Origin of the sequence: Candidatus Syntrophosphaera sp., from assembly GCA_019429425.1 — a bacterium.
Lineage (GTDB): Bacteria > Cloacimonadota > Cloacimonadia > Cloacimonadales > Cloacimonadaceae > Syntrophosphaera.
This window is the reverse complement of record JAHYIU010000001.1, coordinates 69,429-86,410: the sequence shown is the minus strand read 5'-3', so window position 1 is coordinate 86,410 and position 16,982 is coordinate 69,429. Positions and strand designations below refer to the sequence as shown.

12 protein-coding genes are annotated in these 16,982 nt (G+C 55.2%); 9 read left to right on the top strand and 3 right to left on the bottom strand.

From position 1 onward, the window contains the following. Positions 1-148 precede the first annotated feature (148 nt). The 5 genes from K0B87_00330 to dprA all read left to right on the top strand — a co-directional run bounded on the left by K0B87_00330 (position 149) and on the right by dprA (position 5,637). Positions 149-499, top strand: coding sequence for a hypothetical protein (locus K0B87_00330; GenBank protein MBW6513192.1), 351 nt, complete (start codon positions 149-151; stop codon positions 497-499). Between the two features lie 153 nt (positions 500-652). After that, a complete protein-coding gene (locus tag K0B87_00325) occupies positions 653-1,990 on the top strand; it encodes a DUF1838 domain-containing protein (GenBank protein MBW6513191.1) in 1,338 nt (445 codons plus the stop codon). A gap of 47 nt (positions 1,991-2,037) precedes the next feature. Next, positions 2,038-3,525: a T9SS C-terminal target domain-containing protein gene (locus tag K0B87_00320; protein MBW6513190.1), complete on the top strand. Its 1,488-nt coding sequence runs from the start codon at positions 2,038-2,040 to the stop codon at positions 3,523-3,525. 16 nt (positions 3,526-3,541) lie between these two features. Continuing rightward, complete coding sequence (gene obgE / locus K0B87_00315) at positions 3,542-4,549, top strand: GTPase ObgE (GenBank protein ID MBW6513189.1); 1,008 nt, start codon at positions 3,542-3,544, stop codon at positions 4,547-4,549. Further along, positions 4,546-5,637 carry a DNA-processing protein DprA gene (dprA, locus tag K0B87_00310; GenBank protein ID MBW6513188.1) on the top strand — a complete coding sequence of 364 codons (1,092 nt, stop codon included), beginning with the start codon at positions 4,546-4,548 and terminating at the stop codon, positions 5,635-5,637. The genes obgE and dprA overlap by 4 nt, the downstream gene beginning before the upstream one ends. A 202-nt stretch (positions 5,638-5,839) precedes the next feature. Here dprA and K0B87_00305 read toward each other — a convergent pair whose 3' ends face one another. The 3 genes from K0B87_00305 to K0B87_00295 all read right to left on the bottom strand — a co-directional run bounded on the left by K0B87_00305 (position 5,840) and on the right by K0B87_00295 (position 8,260). After that, complete coding sequence (locus tag K0B87_00305; GenBank protein ID MBW6513187.1) at positions 5,840-5,968, bottom strand: formylglycine-generating enzyme family protein; 129 nt, start codon at positions 5,966-5,968, stop codon at positions 5,840-5,842. Between the two features lie 461 nt (positions 5,969-6,429). Further along, the gene (locus tag K0B87_00300) at positions 6,430-7,764 is read right to left on the bottom strand and encodes a DUF4080 domain-containing protein (GenBank protein ID MBW6513186.1); all 1,335 of its coding nucleotides are present in this window, start codon (positions 7,762-7,764) and stop codon (positions 6,430-6,432) included. A 22-nt stretch (positions 7,765-7,786) separates the two neighbouring features. Then, the gene (locus K0B87_00295; protein MBW6513185.1) at positions 7,787-8,260 is read right to left on the bottom strand and encodes a GyrI-like domain-containing protein; all 474 of its coding nucleotides are present in this window, start codon (positions 8,258-8,260) and stop codon (positions 7,787-7,789) included. A gap of 196 nt (positions 8,261-8,456) precedes the next feature. Here K0B87_00295 and K0B87_00290 point away from each other — a divergent pair, with 196 nt between their 5' ends. The 4 genes from K0B87_00290 to K0B87_00275 all read left to right on the top strand — a co-directional run bounded on the left by K0B87_00290 (position 8,457) and on the right by K0B87_00275 (position 16,971). After that, positions 8,457-9,218, top strand: coding sequence for a GNAT family N-acetyltransferase (locus tag K0B87_00290; GenBank protein ID MBW6513184.1), 762 nt, complete (start codon positions 8,457-8,459; stop codon positions 9,216-9,218). Positions 9,219-9,457: 239 nt separating this feature from the next. Continuing rightward, positions 9,458-15,184, top strand: coding sequence for a M6 family metalloprotease domain-containing protein (locus K0B87_00285; protein ID MBW6513183.1), 5,727 nt, complete (start codon positions 9,458-9,460; stop codon positions 15,182-15,184). Between the two features lie 277 nt (positions 15,185-15,461). Next, positions 15,462-16,664, top strand: coding sequence for an acetate kinase (locus K0B87_00280; GenBank protein MBW6513182.1), 1,203 nt, complete (start codon positions 15,462-15,464; stop codon positions 16,662-16,664). 43 nt (positions 16,665-16,707) lie between these two features. Then, positions 16,708-16,971, top strand: coding sequence for an RNA-binding protein (locus K0B87_00275; GenBank protein ID MBW6513181.1), 264 nt, complete (start codon positions 16,708-16,710; stop codon positions 16,969-16,971). Positions 16,972-16,982 lie beyond the last annotated feature (11 nt).

Here is a 16,982-nt window from a genome sequence, read left to right as displayed (position 1 = left end):
CAGAAAGGACATTAGAGAGGCAAAAGCACAAAAATAGACCAAAAAAGGCCTGTCGGGACAGAAAAGCTTATGTGGGATACAGTGAATTCATCTCAACCGAAGCGTGGGTGCATTATTCAACGGTCTTATACTTTATCTGGATGGCGAAGTGATCCATGTCCTGGATACCGCTGAGATCGTCCGCGTTGCGCTCAAGTTGTTGGAATCCAGCGATGACAGGATCCGCCTGGGTGTTTCTCCGGAAATGATCGCCGGGATCAAAGCCCGGGACCTGGCCCTCGAGATCCTCTTGCCAAAGAGTGTTGAGATCAAAACATCCTTTGGCCACCAACTGAAGGTCATTAACATCCTCATACCGCTTTCCGGAGAATACGGCCCTGGTCCGGAAATGGCCTCCGCCCTCATCTTTTCCGGCTTTGACGGTTACGCGGACGGTCCCGACCAGAATAATTTTGCCCGCGAAGACCTGCTTGAACTGCAGGAGCTGCTAAAATTCTGATAGCTGATATCATAAGCACTCGCGCAGATCGGTTAGCGGAGCATCTCACCCCGCCAATTCAAGCAGCCACTGGCCCACATTTCCTGCTTGACACATTATTAAGCGGAATATTTTATGTTTTATCAGGTTAAGCGAATCAGGAAGTGAGGTGATATGTCCAAATATGCCCTATGCCTGCTGACGGCCTTTCTGTGTTGTGGAGCCTTGCTCCACGCTGCGGAGGACTGGGCCCAGCACACAAGCCAGAATTACGGTTACATTCTTCAATACCCCTCAGATTGGGAATTCCGTTCCGATCCCGAAACTGGTTTCCTGGAGCTGATCATGCAATCCGAAGTTTCCTCCCTGCCCAGTGTTTTCAACCTCGAAGTGCAGCCTCTGAGCGATTATGACCGGCACCTCGATTTCATGGATTACATGCAGAATGGCCTGGAAGCTGTGACCAGCGAACTGGCCCGCCAGGGACACATCAACATCAAAGTGCTTGCCTCCGAAGCGGATACATTGAGCGGCTTGGCCGCGCACCGGATCATCCTGAATTCCAACCATTACAGCAATCTAACCCTGAGAAGCACGCTCATCAGGATCCGCCAAAAAGACCGGCATTTCCTGCTCAAATGCTCCGGGGAGGAAAGAGCCGGCTTCACCCTGGCGGAACCGGCATTTGAACGCATCATCGGCAGTTTTGGCTTTCAAAGCCTTGGTTCGTCCTATCTGGACGACTACGTCCGGGTGCGGGCAGACCTGAGCGGAGCGGAAACAGTTTTTCACTGGAAGGGAGCGGTTTACAGCTTTATCCCAGGTGACAAGCGCAAGGAACTCTTCGCCGTGGAAGGGTATAACATCGTCCGGGCTGTGCCCAAAGAAAACGGATACAACCTGCTGGGCAAGGAAGTGGCCTTTTTCCTCGACCATCGCACAAACCAGGTGCTAGATAACTGGCGCAATCTCATCACGGGCAGGGATGTGCCTGTGCTGCATGTCTTTAACGACCCTGTGAACCAAGATCTTTCCTTCAATGAGGAAACCATGAGCCTGCTCCCCATGATCCTGCCCTCCATGGACCTGGGAGACAAGCTCGCCTTTTACACCGAAACTTTCCCCTATTATCCCAACCCTCTGCCCCGCAGGGAGTTTCCCCTATCTTCACATAGCGACATCTACCAGGCGGCGGAGTTCGTCCAATACATGGCGGAAAGATCTGATCTGGCTGATCCGGAGTTAAGCAGCGTGCCGGCGACCTACTCCTTCACCAGGATCTATCCCTGGCTGCCCTTCATGCAGATGGCCAACAGCACCGGAAACGTGATCTGGGTCTGCCGCGGACGCAAACTGGAGGGCGGTTTTGCAGACCTGCCGGAATACGTTCGCGAGCATGTATTGGCCGAAAACCCTGAATTTGCCACTGCCCCGGATGCTTGGAGCGAACCCAATGAAACCATCTGGACCCATTTCCGCAAATTGTCCGAACAGGATATAACCGCTCCATGATCCTTTTTCAGCCCTTACGATATGCATATCCCGACCAAGGAGAATAAATGAAACAAACCATACTGGCGCTTTTTATCCTGGCGCTTGGCTCCATGCTCTGCGCCCAGCTGACCATGCCTTTCAGCGACATCCGGCACAGTTCCCGGGACGAATCTGGCAATGTCCATTTGCGCTGGCAGGACCTGAGTATCGGGACCGTTCCCACCCAGAGTTACTCCAGCATCAATGCCGGCCCCTGGCAAGAGATCACCAATGCCGAATACGCGGCCGGCACCAGGGAAGCCCTTGTCCCCTATGAGTTTGGCCAGAGCCTGCGCTACAGACTGCGCATGGAAATGGGCTACATGGATGAAAGCGTCGCCTACATGCACCCAGCTTACCTGGATGCCGACACTTTCCCCCCGCAAACTGACAGGATGGCGCACATCGGCACTGACGCCACGGGCGATTCCGTGATGGTGTATGCCCAGAACCTCGATCTGACCGATTCCTGGTTCGCCTGTGGCCCCACCCGTTTCTATTCAACTTTGGCCAATGTCACGGGATTGTTTCCCACCATGAATACCCTCACCTCCTACAATGTGTATGCCACCACCATCGTCAATCCGGAAGCCCTCGCCGACTCTGTCGCCTTTGCCATGATCCACACTTTCAGCATCCCCGGCGTTGTCTCTTCAGGACTTTATAAGCTCGGGATGGACTCCACCGGCATGCCGACCTTTGCCCGCATTGGAGACATCCAGTCCCAGGTGAGTGGCGGAAAGCTTCATCTGGCCTGCAATATAAGCGATCTGGCCAACGATCCCCAGTTCGGCGCCTGGCCCAATTACAGCAACACATTAATGGTATCCAGCCTGACCATACTGGTTAATATTGACCTAATGACCCTGGAGCCAGAATTTGGCTTTGCCGATTACAGCACCCCCGGTGCGCTCTTATTCGAGGACAACGTCTACCAGGTATTCCAAAACACTCTGCCCCAGCACACCAATGGATCATTTGACCCTGACACTCTTCTTTACAGCTTCGATTACGTGGACCTGGATGAGGATTTCCCCCTGGTCATGGAGATCGAACTGCCCGGCGGCCAGATCCTTGAACCACAGGCCACAGCCTATGATTATGGCCAGCCTGTTCACTATGTGACCCAATTTCCCTATCTGCCGTTTCAAGGCACACTGCGATTCAGCGACAACGGCCTGGATTTTGTGACAGTGGACCTAACCTATGTAAGCTATGCCGATGAGACGATGCCGGCTGCAAAACTCCACTGCCGGATGCCCAATCCCCTGCGTGGTTCCGGGCCTTTTGAGCTCAGATTTTCCGGGCTCGTCAGGGCTCCGCTGCGCGTGGGCGTCTTCAATCTGCGGGGACAAAATCTGGGCGAGATCCACTCGGCCCCGGTCACCGCTCCGGAATTCCAGTTATCCTGGGATGGCAGGGTTTCCGGAACCCGACTGGCCGAGGGGGTGTATTTTTTGCGGATGCGGCAGGGAAGCACGGTCCAAAACCGAAAATTCATCATTATCAATTAAGGAAAAACCAGAGCGAATGTTTATTGATTATGCCAAAGTGCGCGTCAAGGCCGGAAACGGCGGCGACGGAGTGGTCAGCTTCCGCAGGGAAAAATTCATTCCCAAAGGCGGTCCGGATGGAGGCGATGGCGGCCGGGGTGGAAACATAACCGCCATCGGCGACGAGAATGTGAACACCCTCCTGGATTACCGCTACAACAAGCTTTACAAGGCCGAGAACGGCAAACATGGCGCCGGGTCCAAAAAATCCGGGGCCAGCGGCGCGGACACCTTTCTCCGCCTGCCCTTGGGGACTGAAGTCTTTCGCCTGGACGGGGATAAGCGGATCAAGGTTGCCGACATCACCCATCACAACGAAGAGATCGTCATCGCCAAAGGCGGGCACGGAGGCAAAGGCAACAGCAATTTCGCCACCCCGACCAATCAAGCGCCCCGCCATGCCACTCCTGGCCGGCAAACCCAGGAAATGGAACTGGAATTTGTGCTCAAGCTGATGGCGGACGTGGGCTTGGTCGGCTTTCCCAACGCGGGCAAATCCACCCTGTTGAGCGTGCTTTCCTCCGCCCGGCCCAAGATCGCGGATTACGAATTCACTACCCTGGAACCCATGCTGGGCGTGGTGCGCGTGAGCGATTACCAGTCCTTCGTGATGGCGGATATCCCCGGCATAATCGAGGGCGCGCATATGGGCAAGGGCCTGGGACACCAGTTCCTGCGCCACATTCAGCGCACCAGCATCCTGCTCTTCCTGATCGACATTGCGGCTCCCGATCCCGTTTCCGCCTTTCGCACCCTGCGTTCCGAGCTCTATTTCTACGATTCCTTCATGGACAAGAAACCCAGCCTGGTGGTGATCAGCAAGCTGGACACCGTCCCCGAAGACTCGAGGGATGAGGTTTTGCGCGATATCACCGATCAGTTCAAACAGGAATTCATGGTGGAAGTGATGCCAGTTTCCTCGGTGGGCCAGATCAATCTGGAACAGCTTAAGTTCAAGCTGTACAAAATGTTGAGGGAGCTGTGAGCGACAAACTCATCGCCTGGCTGTGCCTGAAATCCGCGCCGGGCCTGAAAATCCGGAGCATCCTGGAACTCCTGCAAAAGTATCCCGATCCCCAAAGCTATGTGGGCAAAGGCGATCACGCCCTATACTCCGATGCCGGCGTCGACCCGTCCGTCAAAGAGCACCTGCGCGGCGCGGTTCCGCACCCCAAACAGGAGCAGATCCGCAAACTCTGCGAGCATTACGGGATAAAGCTGCTCTGCCTTGGCGAGCCGGATTATCCGACCGGACTGGCCAACATCGTCACTCCGCCCTTGGTTTTGTACTATCGCGGGGACCTGGTCAAAGCCCTGAAACAGATTTGCCTGGCCGTGGTGGGAACCCGCAAGCCCACGGCTTACGGCAGGGACATGTGCGCCAAATTGCTTGGCCCGGTCTGCAAACATGAGGTAACCATCGTCAGCGGCCTGGCTTCCGGCATCGATACCTGCGCCCACACCGCCGCCCTCAAAAACGGCGCGCAGACGATCGCCGTCCTGGCCAGCGGAGTGGAAACCATCTATCCCGGCTCCAACAAAGACCTGGCCCGGCAGATCATCGAGCACGGTGCCCTGGTCTCGGAATTCGAACCCGGCACCAAACTCGATCCCTGGAATTTCCCCACGCGCAACAGGATCATCTCCGCCCTCGCGCAGAACGTCTTCATCGTCGAAGGACCCCTTTCCAGCGGTGCCATGCTCACGGCCAAATTCGCCATCGAGCAAAACCGCGACGTGATGGCCCTCCCCGGCGAGATCAACCATCCCAATGCCCAGGGGCCCAACTATTTGATCAAGAACGGAGCGCAGTGCATCACCAGCCCGGAGGATATCCTTTCCGCGCTGGGCTTCGATGCCGAGGTTAAAGACCAGCTTGAGATCATGCCCGAGATCTCAGCCGACGAGCAAAAAGTCTTCGACCTCTTCAAAACCGAGCAGCGCGAGATCACTTTCGACGAATTGCTGGTCCAGACCGGCCACAACTTCGGCAAACTCTCCACCATACTGCTCAATCTTGAGCTCAAAGGTTACATCAGCAAAACCGGGGGCAACACCTTCATTCTAGGATAAATTTCAATATTTATCAATATCTAAGGGGATTTCTGCACACTCGGAAGCCAACATAAAATGATCTCCAGTGTGCACTCATTTCATTCATTCTAGTCGTCATCTGGCAATGTAAGCCTCCATAATTATGGCTACCTCCTCGCCACACACGACCGCAAGAAATCGTGGGGGTCGGACCAACAGGGTCAGTATAAGAGCCGCTTGGCTAAGCAGCATAAGGATCCCACACCCATTCAAATAGATTACCGCTCATATCACAAATACCCAGTTCATTGGCTGATTTTGTTCCCACAATATGCGAAACATAGCCTGGAATCGAGATACATCGGCTCACCGGGCTACATCGACTTTGGTATCATCATTATCACCGACTTTGACGAGACGATCACCGCCCGGTGTATCTCACGTTTTTTCGATTATTATCAAAGCACTGACTAATGAATTTGCAAAAAGGGTGATACCGATTTGCAAAAACCTTGATACAGGAGTCTCACTAAAAACAGCGATTTGCAACGAAATTGATATTATTTGCAATTTCACTTGATACTCTATACATATCTTTCAGGAGCCCTCTCCGCCCTCCTTATCATTACGCTATCAATACGGACTCATTACGGACTTTGTCCGTAATGAGTCCGTATTGACACCGTATTGATAAGGGGAGCCATAGCCGCACTGATCATGTATTTAATTGTTAGCATTGGAGATAAACATCCAGGATGAATGATCTATTACATTAGTATAATTAACTGGTTGATGAATAGTGAGATATTAACCATAGAGCTGGTTCGCGGATCAGATCAGGAGGGTTTTGGCAAAAATCTCAGCCCTGGCCTGGCGGGAAATGCTGTGCAGGGGCAGAGAATTGGCGTAGTGATGGCTTCTGAGGCGAATGAACAATTCGGAGGCTGGTTTGCCAGACTTCAGCAGATCCTCCCAGTGACCGATAAATTCAGCCTTGTTCCAATATAGGTTGATGGCTCGCGCGAGGTCGTGCAATTCGGAGATCTCGGCAAAGGAGAGGGCATCGGAAGCCAGCACCTGGTAGGGCGGATCGTCCATCCATAAATAACCTCTTTGCGAGGCGATATCGCGCATCGGGGTGTGGGGCAGGATCTTCAGCAAACCGAGCTGGATCTCATGCGGAAAGAGGGCCGCGAGTTCATCGAGGGAATTGAAGATGGAGCTGATGTTTTCGCCGGGCAATCCGGCCAGCAGGTCGGCATGGACGCGGACCTGAGTGCGCTGGCGCAAGGCCAGGAGGATGTTTCGGGCTTTGGGCCAGTCGGAGGCGCGTCCGCAGTTTGTGGCGACTTCGGGGTTGGTGGTCTGGATCCCGATCTCAAAGCGGATGCGGCCGGGCGGGGCTTTTTCCAGCAATCGGATGTCCTCTTCAGCCAGCAGGCCCGGGTAGATCTCAAAGTGGAATTCGCAGGATTGGCCTCGCTCCAGGGCATATTTCCAGATCAGGCGGGCCAGGCCGGGATGGGCATTGAAGCTGCGGTCAACGAATTTGAGGGTGCGGGGTTCGAGAGCCACAAGCCTGTCCAGTTCAGCAAAAAGGCGTTTTCGGTCCGCGGACAGGGCTGGATCGAAGCGCGCTTCATTGCGCGTGTCCAAAGCGGAAAGGCAATACACGCAGCGGAAGGGGCAGCCGCGCGAGGTTTCGTAATAGATGAGTTTGTTTTGCAGTGCGGGTTTGTCGCTGGCACGATAGGGAAAGGGCAGGTCCTGCAAATGCGGCGCGGGGGCCTCATGGATGCCCCGGGGCAGGGAAAAGCCTGATTCCGCCAGCAAGCGGAAGATCCCTTCGCCAGGCCCTCTCAGCACAAAATCCGGAGATTCTTGCAGGCTCGGAGAGTCCGCTTCCGGACCGCCCAGGACGATCTTTGCCTTGGGTAAAAGTTTGCGCAGTTCGGGGATGAGCAGTTGGATCAGGCCGCGGTTCCAGACATAGGCAGAAAAGCAGATCACATCAGGCTTCAGGCCGATCAGGGTGGCCAGTATGTCCATGGGTTGCTCGGACAGGGCAAATTCCCTGATCCTCACCCGCATGCCCAAGCCGCGCAAAGAGTTACGCAGGTAATAGAGGGCCGGATTGCTCTGGTACCAGGCGCTGTTGAGCCCCACCAGGCAGATCTTCAGGCCGGGCCTACTTTTTGCTGACAGGGATCCAGATCTCCATCACGGAATCGGGCAGGCCATATTTGAAGCGCTGGTCGTAGAGCTCGAAATCCTGGCTGCCCAACATGACGTATTCGCTTTGGGGCAGCCACTGGTTGTAGATGAAGTGATAGGTCTGCTGGAGGTTTTCCAGGGTGCCAAGATGTTCGAAGACTGCGTGGTCGGATGCCGGGATCAGTAGGGATTCCATTCCGGCGGGAACGTCTTTCAGCTCGGTCACTTCGACTCCGGCCAGATAGGAAAACCAGTCTCCTCCGGGCTCGTCGCCCTCTTCATTAAAGCAAATTCCGTAGCAGCCCTGCGCAAAAAGAGCGTGCTGGACCGCTCGTGCGCGGGGGTTGAAATCTTCCCAAAGCCGGGGTATCTGATTGTCTGCCATAGTGGTGCGGCATTTCATCCCCACCACGGTGAAGGCTTCGCGATGCACGATTCTGGGTTCCATCATCTCTCCTTTGGCCTGCCCGGGCTTTTGCTGGGCAAATCCAAGGCAAATTCTCAGCCCGCTTGCCGAGTGTCAAGAACTTTCAGGTGGACGGGTAGCAAAAAAAGCATTTTACCTGCAATCTCCATTTGCCTGGACGCCAAAGCGCTATATCCTATCTTGTATCTGTCCGAATGAACCACAGGCGGGAGGTAAAATGCCGCTACCTTTTAACATGAACCGCATGCTGGATACAGAACTGCGCTTCCCCCAGCGATTTACGAACATGACACCCAAAAACTACGGCATGCTCTTCTGGAATGAGGGCAACAAAAAATCCTATGACAGCAACCATGCTGTGATCACAGACCACCTTGGCCCGGAATCATCCATCCGCGACATTGAGTTCTTCTATAAAACCAAAGGCATTGCCCCCCGCATCCATCAATCCTATCAAGCCAGGGAACTCGAAAAGATCGGCCCGGCCTTGGAAAATCACGGCTTCAAGATCGAGACCAGAGACGAGCAGTTCTTCATGCATGAGCATGAAAGCACCCTGAGGCCGGTTCCGGAATTGCGGATCGAGCGGCTGCACCATCTGAGCATCGACGTGATGGAAACCATCGCCATCGAGTTCGGAGGCGATTGGACGATCAAAGTGGTGGAGCGCCATCTGCTGCACCCTTCCTATCATCTGTTGGGTGGATTCATCGCCGATGAGCTGGCCTCGCTGGCCTCCGTGAGCGTTTACGCTGGTTATAGCAGGGTGGACGATGTCTACACGCGGGATAAATTCCGCGGGCGCGGTTTCGGCGGAGCCATGATCGACTATCTGGTGAAATACCATAATCAGCTCAGCGAGAACTACTTATACCTTTTTTCGGCTGATCCCGCCGCCATCCGCATCTATGAGAAGGCCGGGTTCACCAAATTGCCCCAGAATTTCCAGTGTTGGTCGGCTTGGAAGGAAATTCAATAAAGCAGCTTGGTTAGAATCCGTTCCTGCACTCTGGAGAGGGCATCCAGTATGCTAATGAAGAACCCGGTTGGAGGGTTTTTTGTCATTTTGTGGAATACTTTCATCAACCAATATCATCCTGAACGCAATTTAATCTTGACATCCACAACCCCTGATTTATATTTGAGCCTTACGTGTGAATAAGTTTATGTTGGCGCGGATGGCTGATCTTGCAGGCTTGCAGGCTGAAGGAGACCAAGATGAAAGTCCTTGCTTTACTGGCACTGCTGCTTAGCTTTGCCATCCTGAACGCCAATTTTGTCAAGAATCAACCCCTTAGCCTCGAACAGCCTGACGGCAGTACTTACGCTGCCTTCGTCACTGGCGACGAATTCCACCGCAACATCCACGATGGCGAGAACTACACCATAATGCTGGATCCCGCCACGGGATATTATGTGTATGCCCTTCCAGACGGAGATTCCATCCGGCCATCGGAATATGTGGCCGGCAGCATCGATCCGTCGTCTCTGGGCATCCCGCCCAAGCTGCGGATCGACCCCCGGATCGTGGAAGAGCGGATCGCCGCCCATCAAGCTGCTTTGGGCACCCCCGATGACCGGGCTCCAACCACCGGCACGATCAACAACATCTTCATCTTTGTCAGATTCGCTGATCAATCCGAATACACTGGACCGATCTCGGATTATGTATCCATGTGCAATTCCACCACCGGAGCCTCGATGCGTGGCTACTTTCTGGAGGAAAGCAACAGCCAACTGACCATTAACACCACCTTTTACCCGGCCCCGGTGGGTGGGATCATCCGCAGCTTCCAGGACAGCCACAACCGCGGTTATTTCCTGCCTTGGAGCGCCTCCAACACCATCGGCTATACCACTGACACACAAGGTTATACCAGGCTGCAAACCATGATGCGGGCCGCGATCGTTTCGGTGAGCGGCAGCATACCAGCCGGCCTGAATGTCGACGGGGACGGGGACGGCAACGTGGACAACATAACCTTCGTGGCCCAGGGTAACTCCTCTGGGATCTGGAACAGCCCGCTTTGGCCGCACCACTGGACCCTGCATCTGGTCACGGCGGTATACATCAACACCAAGCGGGTGTGGGACTACAACCTGCAATTCTCAAACTCCATCGCCCGCGGCGTTATCTGCCACGAGATGTCCCACACCCTGGGATTCCCGGATTTGTATCACTACAGTGACGATTATGACCACCTTACGCCGGTGGGGTCTTGGGACCTGATGGAATGGGATGCCGCCATACCCCAGCACCATCTGACCTACATGAAATGGAAATACGGGAATTGGTTTACCACCATCCCCACCATCACGCCCACATCGACCCCCACCACATACACCCTGACAGCCATAGACCAGAATCCCTTCTCCTGCTACAAGATAGCCTCCACCAACCCCAACCAGTTCTATGTTTTGGAGTACCGCCGCAAAACGGGCACCTATGAAAACTCCATTCCCGCCTCTGGCATCCTGGTGAGCAGGATCATAACGGTTCATGACGGCACAACCCTGCGCGGAAACTCAAACGGGCCACCCGACGAGGTCTATCTCTACAGGCCAGGCGGGACGGTCACGCTTAACGGGACCATCAATTCAGCCCATTTTTCCTCCAACGTATCCCGGACCGCGATCCATACTGGCGCCAATCCGGAACCCTGGCTCTATGTGAACACGACCACCCAGTCGGTGGGAAACCTGGTCATCACCGATATCAGTTCCTCCGGCGGCACCACAATGACCTTCAAAGTGCGCAACTCGGTGCCCAACGTCTGGGACGGCAGCAGCTCCACCAACTGGCATACTGGCTCGAACTGGAGCCTGAACTCCGTGCCGACCAGTTCCCAGGATGTGATCATTCCCAGCGGCCTGACCAATTACCCGGTGGTATCTTCCAATGCCAACGCGAAGAATCTGGAACTACGCAACGGGGCATCCCTCTCGATCGGCGGGGTCGCGCTGAATGTTGCCAACAACGCGGATATCTCGGGATCGCTCACCTTAAGTGCTTCGCTATCAGATCTCTACGTCGGGGGAGATCTGTTCTTCAGGGCAGGATCAACTGCCAGCATTCCCGCGGGCGGATACATCTTCGTCCAAAGCGACGTCGAGTTTCACACCTCCATAAACCTCGCCAGCGGATACCTGCGTTTCTATGGCAACGGCAATTCTTTCATCCGGACCTACACGGCCTCCACCATAGCGGGTCTGAGCCTCTATAAAACAACAGGTTACGTTGCCGTCAGTAATCTGTCCACGTCCCAACTGACCATCAACGGAAGCGTCCTCGTGTATGGTGGGAACATCCTGTATCATAGCTATTCCGGCACTACCGTGGTCAAAGGGAATTTCACTGTTTACGCGGATGCAGCCTGTAGCCTGAATTCCGGCACGATCAGCATGGAAGGCAACGCTTCGCGCAACATCACCTTGACCGATGCCGGGAGTTACTTCAACAACCTGAGGATCAACAAAGACAGCGGCTACACGGTCAACGTTCTTTCCAACATTGAGGTCAGGGGAAATCTGACCATCAACGGCGGTGTGTTCAATGCCAACGATCATACCTTGACCGTGAAAGGAGACTGGATCAACACGCTCGGCCAGGCTGCCTTTACGGAAGGCACATCACGCGTGATCTTCGCCGGCGATGCACATCAATACTGCAATTATTCGGAGAACTTCAACATCCTGGAAACAAATTGCACAGCCGCTTTGCGGGTAAACAGTTCCACCGCGGTGGTCACCTGCGCCGAGTATGACTGGACCGCCGGCGCGATCGACATCCTGGCCGGCACCTTCACGGCCAACGATCTGAGCGACAATGGAATAGCCGGAGGCTGGTATCTGAACGCCGGCGGAACGATAAATCTGTACAATATCGGGGGCTGGGTCGACCTGCGCGGAGACCTCCATATCTTTGGCGGCGAATTCAACGTCTATGGCGGCACCACTGCGTCCTACTGGCCCTTTGCGTCCAATGCCTCGTTATCCATGAGCGGCGGAGTGCTGGATTTCAAGGACCAGGGAATCTATATCTATGAAAACGTGGCGTATACTTTCACCGAAAACATCACTGGTGGCACGATCCGGGTTGCCAGGAACATCCAGATCGATCGTTCGGATTTCACACCCACCGGCGGGCTTATCGAGATGGTCGGAAGCATGGACGCCAGCGTCTCGCATTGGGCGGGTTCGAACCTCTACAGCCTTAAGATCAACAAACAGAGCACCCGTGAGGAAAGCGCGCTGATTGAATCGACCGCAACCGACAAAGAGGGCAACGTCATCGAACTGACCCGCGCCAACACAGTCAACGCCTCCAGCGATCTGGACATCAACGGCTATTTCATGCTCAGCAACGGGACCTTTGTCGCGCCGGCCCAGATGAATGTCCGCGGCAGTTGGTACAACTATGTCGGCGAAGCCGCTTTCAATGAAGGAACCGGCCTGGTGGTCTTTGACGGCAACGCCTCCACGACGATCTATGCCACTGAAGTCTTCAACGCCATCGAACTGAACAAGACCTCATCGACCCTGAATCTGAATCTGCAGAGTAGCAGAAACCTGACCTGCAATTCCTACAACTGGACCCAGGGCGGGCTGAACGTCACGGGCGGCACCTTCACCGCGCTCGATCTAGTCGATTCAGGCGTCATGGGAACGGTCAACCTGACCTCAGGTACCATCAATTATCATCAGGATGCCGGCCAATACATCGACCTGCGCGGAACGATCACCATTGAGGGCGGCACCTTCAACATCCACGGAGGCGTTGGGCCTGCATGGTTCTCCTACATTGACACAGCCACCCTGAACATGAGTGGGGGTATCCTGGATTTCAAGGACGTCGGCATTTTTGTCTCAGCCGCTCTCCCATTCAACGACAATATCAGCGGCGGCACCATCCGCACGACCGGCAACTTTGTATGCAACAGGAGCAATTTCAATCCAACCGGCGGCATCCTGGAGATGTATGGAAGCGTTGACCGCAACATATCCCACGTTGCCGGGGCAAACCTTAATGCCCTGAAGATCAATAAATCAAGCACCCGGGACGGGATTCCGGAAGCGTTGACAGAAACGGACAGGAATGGCCGCAGCCGCGAACTTACACGCAGCAACACCATTACCGCTTCGTCAGATCTGGACATCAACGGCGACCTAACCCTCCAGGCCGGAGTCCTCTCTGCCAACACCAGGACTCTGAATGTTGGCGGAAACTGGATCAATAACGCCGGAACCGCCGCTTTCAATGCCGGAACCAGCACCGTGGTCTTCGACAAGGCCAGCTTGGGGCAAAATGTTTCCGGGACCACCAACTTCCACAACGTGACCGACTCCCACTTTGGCAACGCCCTCGCCTTCCAGGGCAACACCGGGATCGCGGGCACGCTCACGGTCGGCAATATCGTAACCTTCAGTGCTGGCGGCACCATGAACAATGTCGTGAACACGGTTAGCGGAGCCATCCTCGCCTTCTATGGCACAACGATCCACAACATAGCTTCCTACACCGGCGGAGGATCCCTGCGAGCCTGGTCGAACAGCCATGTCGTCATCGCCGATCTCACCCAGAACGGGCTCTACGGATCGTTCATCGCCGACACGGGACACCTGGAATTCCACCAGGGGACGGATCAATACAATGATGTCAATGGCGACATGACCATCGCCAACAACGGCATCGTGGACATCTATGGCGGAAGCATGGATTGCTATATCGGTTACACCAATCCGATCACTTTCACACTCAGCTCCGGTGAGTTCAACGTCAAGGATCGCGGTATCTGGCTCACCTCCACCAATTCCGGCGATTATGCCATCAGCGGAGGAACCATCCGGGCCAACGGAAACTTCTTTGACAACCGCGGCAGCTTCGATCCCACCGGGGGAACTGTGGAACTGACCGGTTCAGGGGACAACACGGTCACCCTGTTGCCCACAAGCTGGTTCTGGACCCTCAAGGTGAACAAGCTGGCAACCCGCGAATCCGGGATTGATCCCATGTTCGAGACCGACCGCGAAGGAAACGTCCACCCCATAACCCGTACCCGCAACCTGACCATCAATGAATGCACCGTCAAGGGCGGATTCATCCAGGACGCGGCCAACGTCGTCTCCCTGGGTGGCACGCTTACGGTCAGCGATGGCTACATCACCAGCATCAACGGCGGCCTGTTGCAGACCGGAGGCTACAACCTGGTCTGCACCGGCAACCTGAACATCAACGGCACCCTGCTCGTCAGCCCCGGCTCCAGCCTGATGATGTCCCACACCAAGAACGTCAACATAAACAGCGGCGGAGAATTCCTGGCCTCCGGGACATCGACCCAGGCGGCCACCGTAACCCACAACGTGAGCGGCTATTACGGCTTCAACGTGGAAAGCGGGGCGACCGTCGGGGCCGCCTACACGGTCTTCGAATACATGAGCGCCAGCGGGATCAACGTCAAAACAGGCTCCCTGGTCAACACCAACTATGCTTTCGACTATTGCACTTTCCGGCTGGGCTTGTCCGGTGGCAGGCTGCTCCAGATCAATAACAGCCAGTCTTTCACCGTCACCGGGGCCTTCTTCCCGACCAACACCTGGAGCGGGGCATACAACGTCACCAAGACCGCGGATAGCGGCCTGGTCTACTTTGCCGGCTGGAGCGGCCCCTTTGGCGGGCCAGCTTTCGAGCAGGACAGCTACAACCGCGTCTGGTGGGAGGGAAGCGGAGTTCCGCCCATCGGAGACCTGGCCATCAGCTACGTCCCCTCCACCAACCGGATCCAGCTGAACTGGACCTATCCCCTGGCCGTAACAGAATTCCGGATCTACCGCGCAAGCACGCCGGACGGGACTTTCAGCCAGATCTCTTCGACCACCGGCACATCCTGGTCGCAGATCGTTCCCGGCGATATCTACTTCTATCGGGTCACGGCCATCGTGCCCTGATCCAAAACCCTGATTAAATCCCAACCAGAGGGGCCCGCGCTTTGCCGGCCCCTCATTTTTTGGCCTTTTCGCGGTTCCTCCTCCAGACGATAACCCCATCTGGCTCCCCTTATCAATACGGTGTCAATACGGACTCATTACGGACAAAGTCCGTAATGAGTCCGTATTGACACCGTATTGATAAGGGGGGCGAGAGTACTCCGGAGGCTCTAAAGTGGTTGACAATATCGGCACTTTCAGCGGACTTGCGCAAAAAAGCAAATCAAGAGGAAGTTTAATGAAGATTTTAGTGCTCAATTGCGGCAGTTCATCGATCAAATACCAGTTTATCGATATCGAGACCCGGAACGTTCTGGCTGAAGGCATCGCCGAAAAGATCGGCGAGGACATCGCGCTGTTCACCTACAAAAGCGAGAAATTCACCAAAAAGAAGCGCGAAATGGTGATCGAGAACCATGAACAGGGTCTGCAGCTGATCCTGGATTCGCTGCTGGACAAGGTCAACGGCGTGATCGGCGACAAGAGCGAGATCGACGCGGTCGGGCACCGCCTTGTGCATGCCGGGGAGCACTATTCGGACGCCGTGGTGGTAACGGACCACGTGGTGGACGTGATGCGCGAATGCATCTCCCTGGCGCCTTTGCACAACCCTGCCAACCTCAAAGGCATCGAGGCCGTCAAGGCCAGCATGCCTGAGGTTCCCCAGTGCGGATTGTTCGACACCGCCTTCCACCAAACGATGCCCACCCACTCCTACCTCTATCCGCTTCCTTTGGATTTTTACAGCACTCACAAGATCCGCCGCTATGGCTTCCACGGCACATCGCACAAATACGTGAGCATGCGGGCCGCGGAGTTTCTGGGCCGCGACATTTCCGGGCTGAAGATCATCACCTGCCATCTGGGAAACGGCGCTTCCATCACCGCGATCGACGGCGGCAAGTCCATCGACACTTCGATGGGCCTGACCCCGCTGGAAGGTTTGATGATGGGCACCCGCTGCGGTGACATCGACCCTGCTTTGCCGATCCACATGCAACAGCATCTGGGGCTTAGCGTCGATGAGGTGAACGGCATATTGAACAAGAAAAGCGGGATGCTGGGCCTCTCCCAGATCTCCAACGACATGCGCGAGATCGAGGATCAGATCCTGCTGCACAACAATCCGCTGGCCATCCAGGCCTTCGACGTATATTGCTACCGGATAAAGAAATACATCGGTTCCTACTTCGCCGCCATGAACGGGCTGGACGTGCTGATCTTCACCGGCGGGGTGGGTGAGAACATGCCCATCATGCGCCAGCAGGTCTGCTCTGATATGGAAGCCCTGGGAATCAAACTCGATGATGAGGCCAACGCCAAGTTCACCAGCGAGATAGAAGACCTCACCGGGGACGGTTCGCGCGTCAAAGTGCTCAAGATCCCCACCAACGAAGAACTGATGATTGCCCTCGAGACGCAGCGCCTGCTATCCAGCTAAGATATTGGCAAACAAGGAGCTGCGTCCGAAAGAAGGATGATTTATGCGCATCGACCTGCTCCTCAACAAACTCTGCCTGACCAAGACCCGCAGCATCGCCAAAACCGCCTGCGACAAAGGGTTGGTGAGCATTAACGGTAAAACGGCCAAGGCCTCGTCCGAGATCAGGGATGGGGACATCGTTCATATGAAGCTCTACGGTTTTGACCACGAACTCCGGATCGACCGCGTCCCCACTGGCAATGTGGCCAAGAAGGACGCCACCCTGTATTATACTTTGCTGAGTCGCAAGGAGATAGCTTCCTGAAGAGATTCCTC

Excerpts from the sequence above, each read along its gene's own strand:
- K0B87_00325 (MBW6513191.1), top strand. The coding sequence starts at position 653 with ATGTCCAAATATGCCCTATGCCTGCTGACGGCCTTTCTGTGTTGTGGA.
- K0B87_00320 (MBW6513190.1), top strand. The coding sequence starts at position 2,038 with ATGAAACAAACCATACTGGCGCTTTTTATCCTGGCGCTTGGCTCCATG.
- obgE (MBW6513189.1), top strand. The coding sequence starts at position 3,542 with ATGTTTATTGATTATGCCAAAGTGCGCGTCAAGGCCGGAAACGGCGGC.
- K0B87_00295 (MBW6513185.1), bottom strand. The coding sequence starts at position 8,260 with ATGGAACCCAGAATCGTGCATCGCGAAGCCTTCACCGTGGTGGGGATG.
- K0B87_00290 (MBW6513184.1), top strand. The coding sequence starts at position 8,457 with ATGCCGCTACCTTTTAACATGAACCGCATGCTGGATACAGAACTGCGC.
- K0B87_00285 (MBW6513183.1), top strand. The coding sequence starts at position 9,458 with ATGAAAGTCCTTGCTTTACTGGCACTGCTGCTTAGCTTTGCCATCCTG.
- K0B87_00280 (MBW6513182.1), top strand. The coding sequence starts at position 15,462 with ATGAAGATTTTAGTGCTCAATTGCGGCAGTTCATCGATCAAATACCAG.
- K0B87_00275 (MBW6513181.1), top strand. The coding sequence starts at position 16,708 with ATGCGCATCGACCTGCTCCTCAACAAACTCTGCCTGACCAAGACCCGC.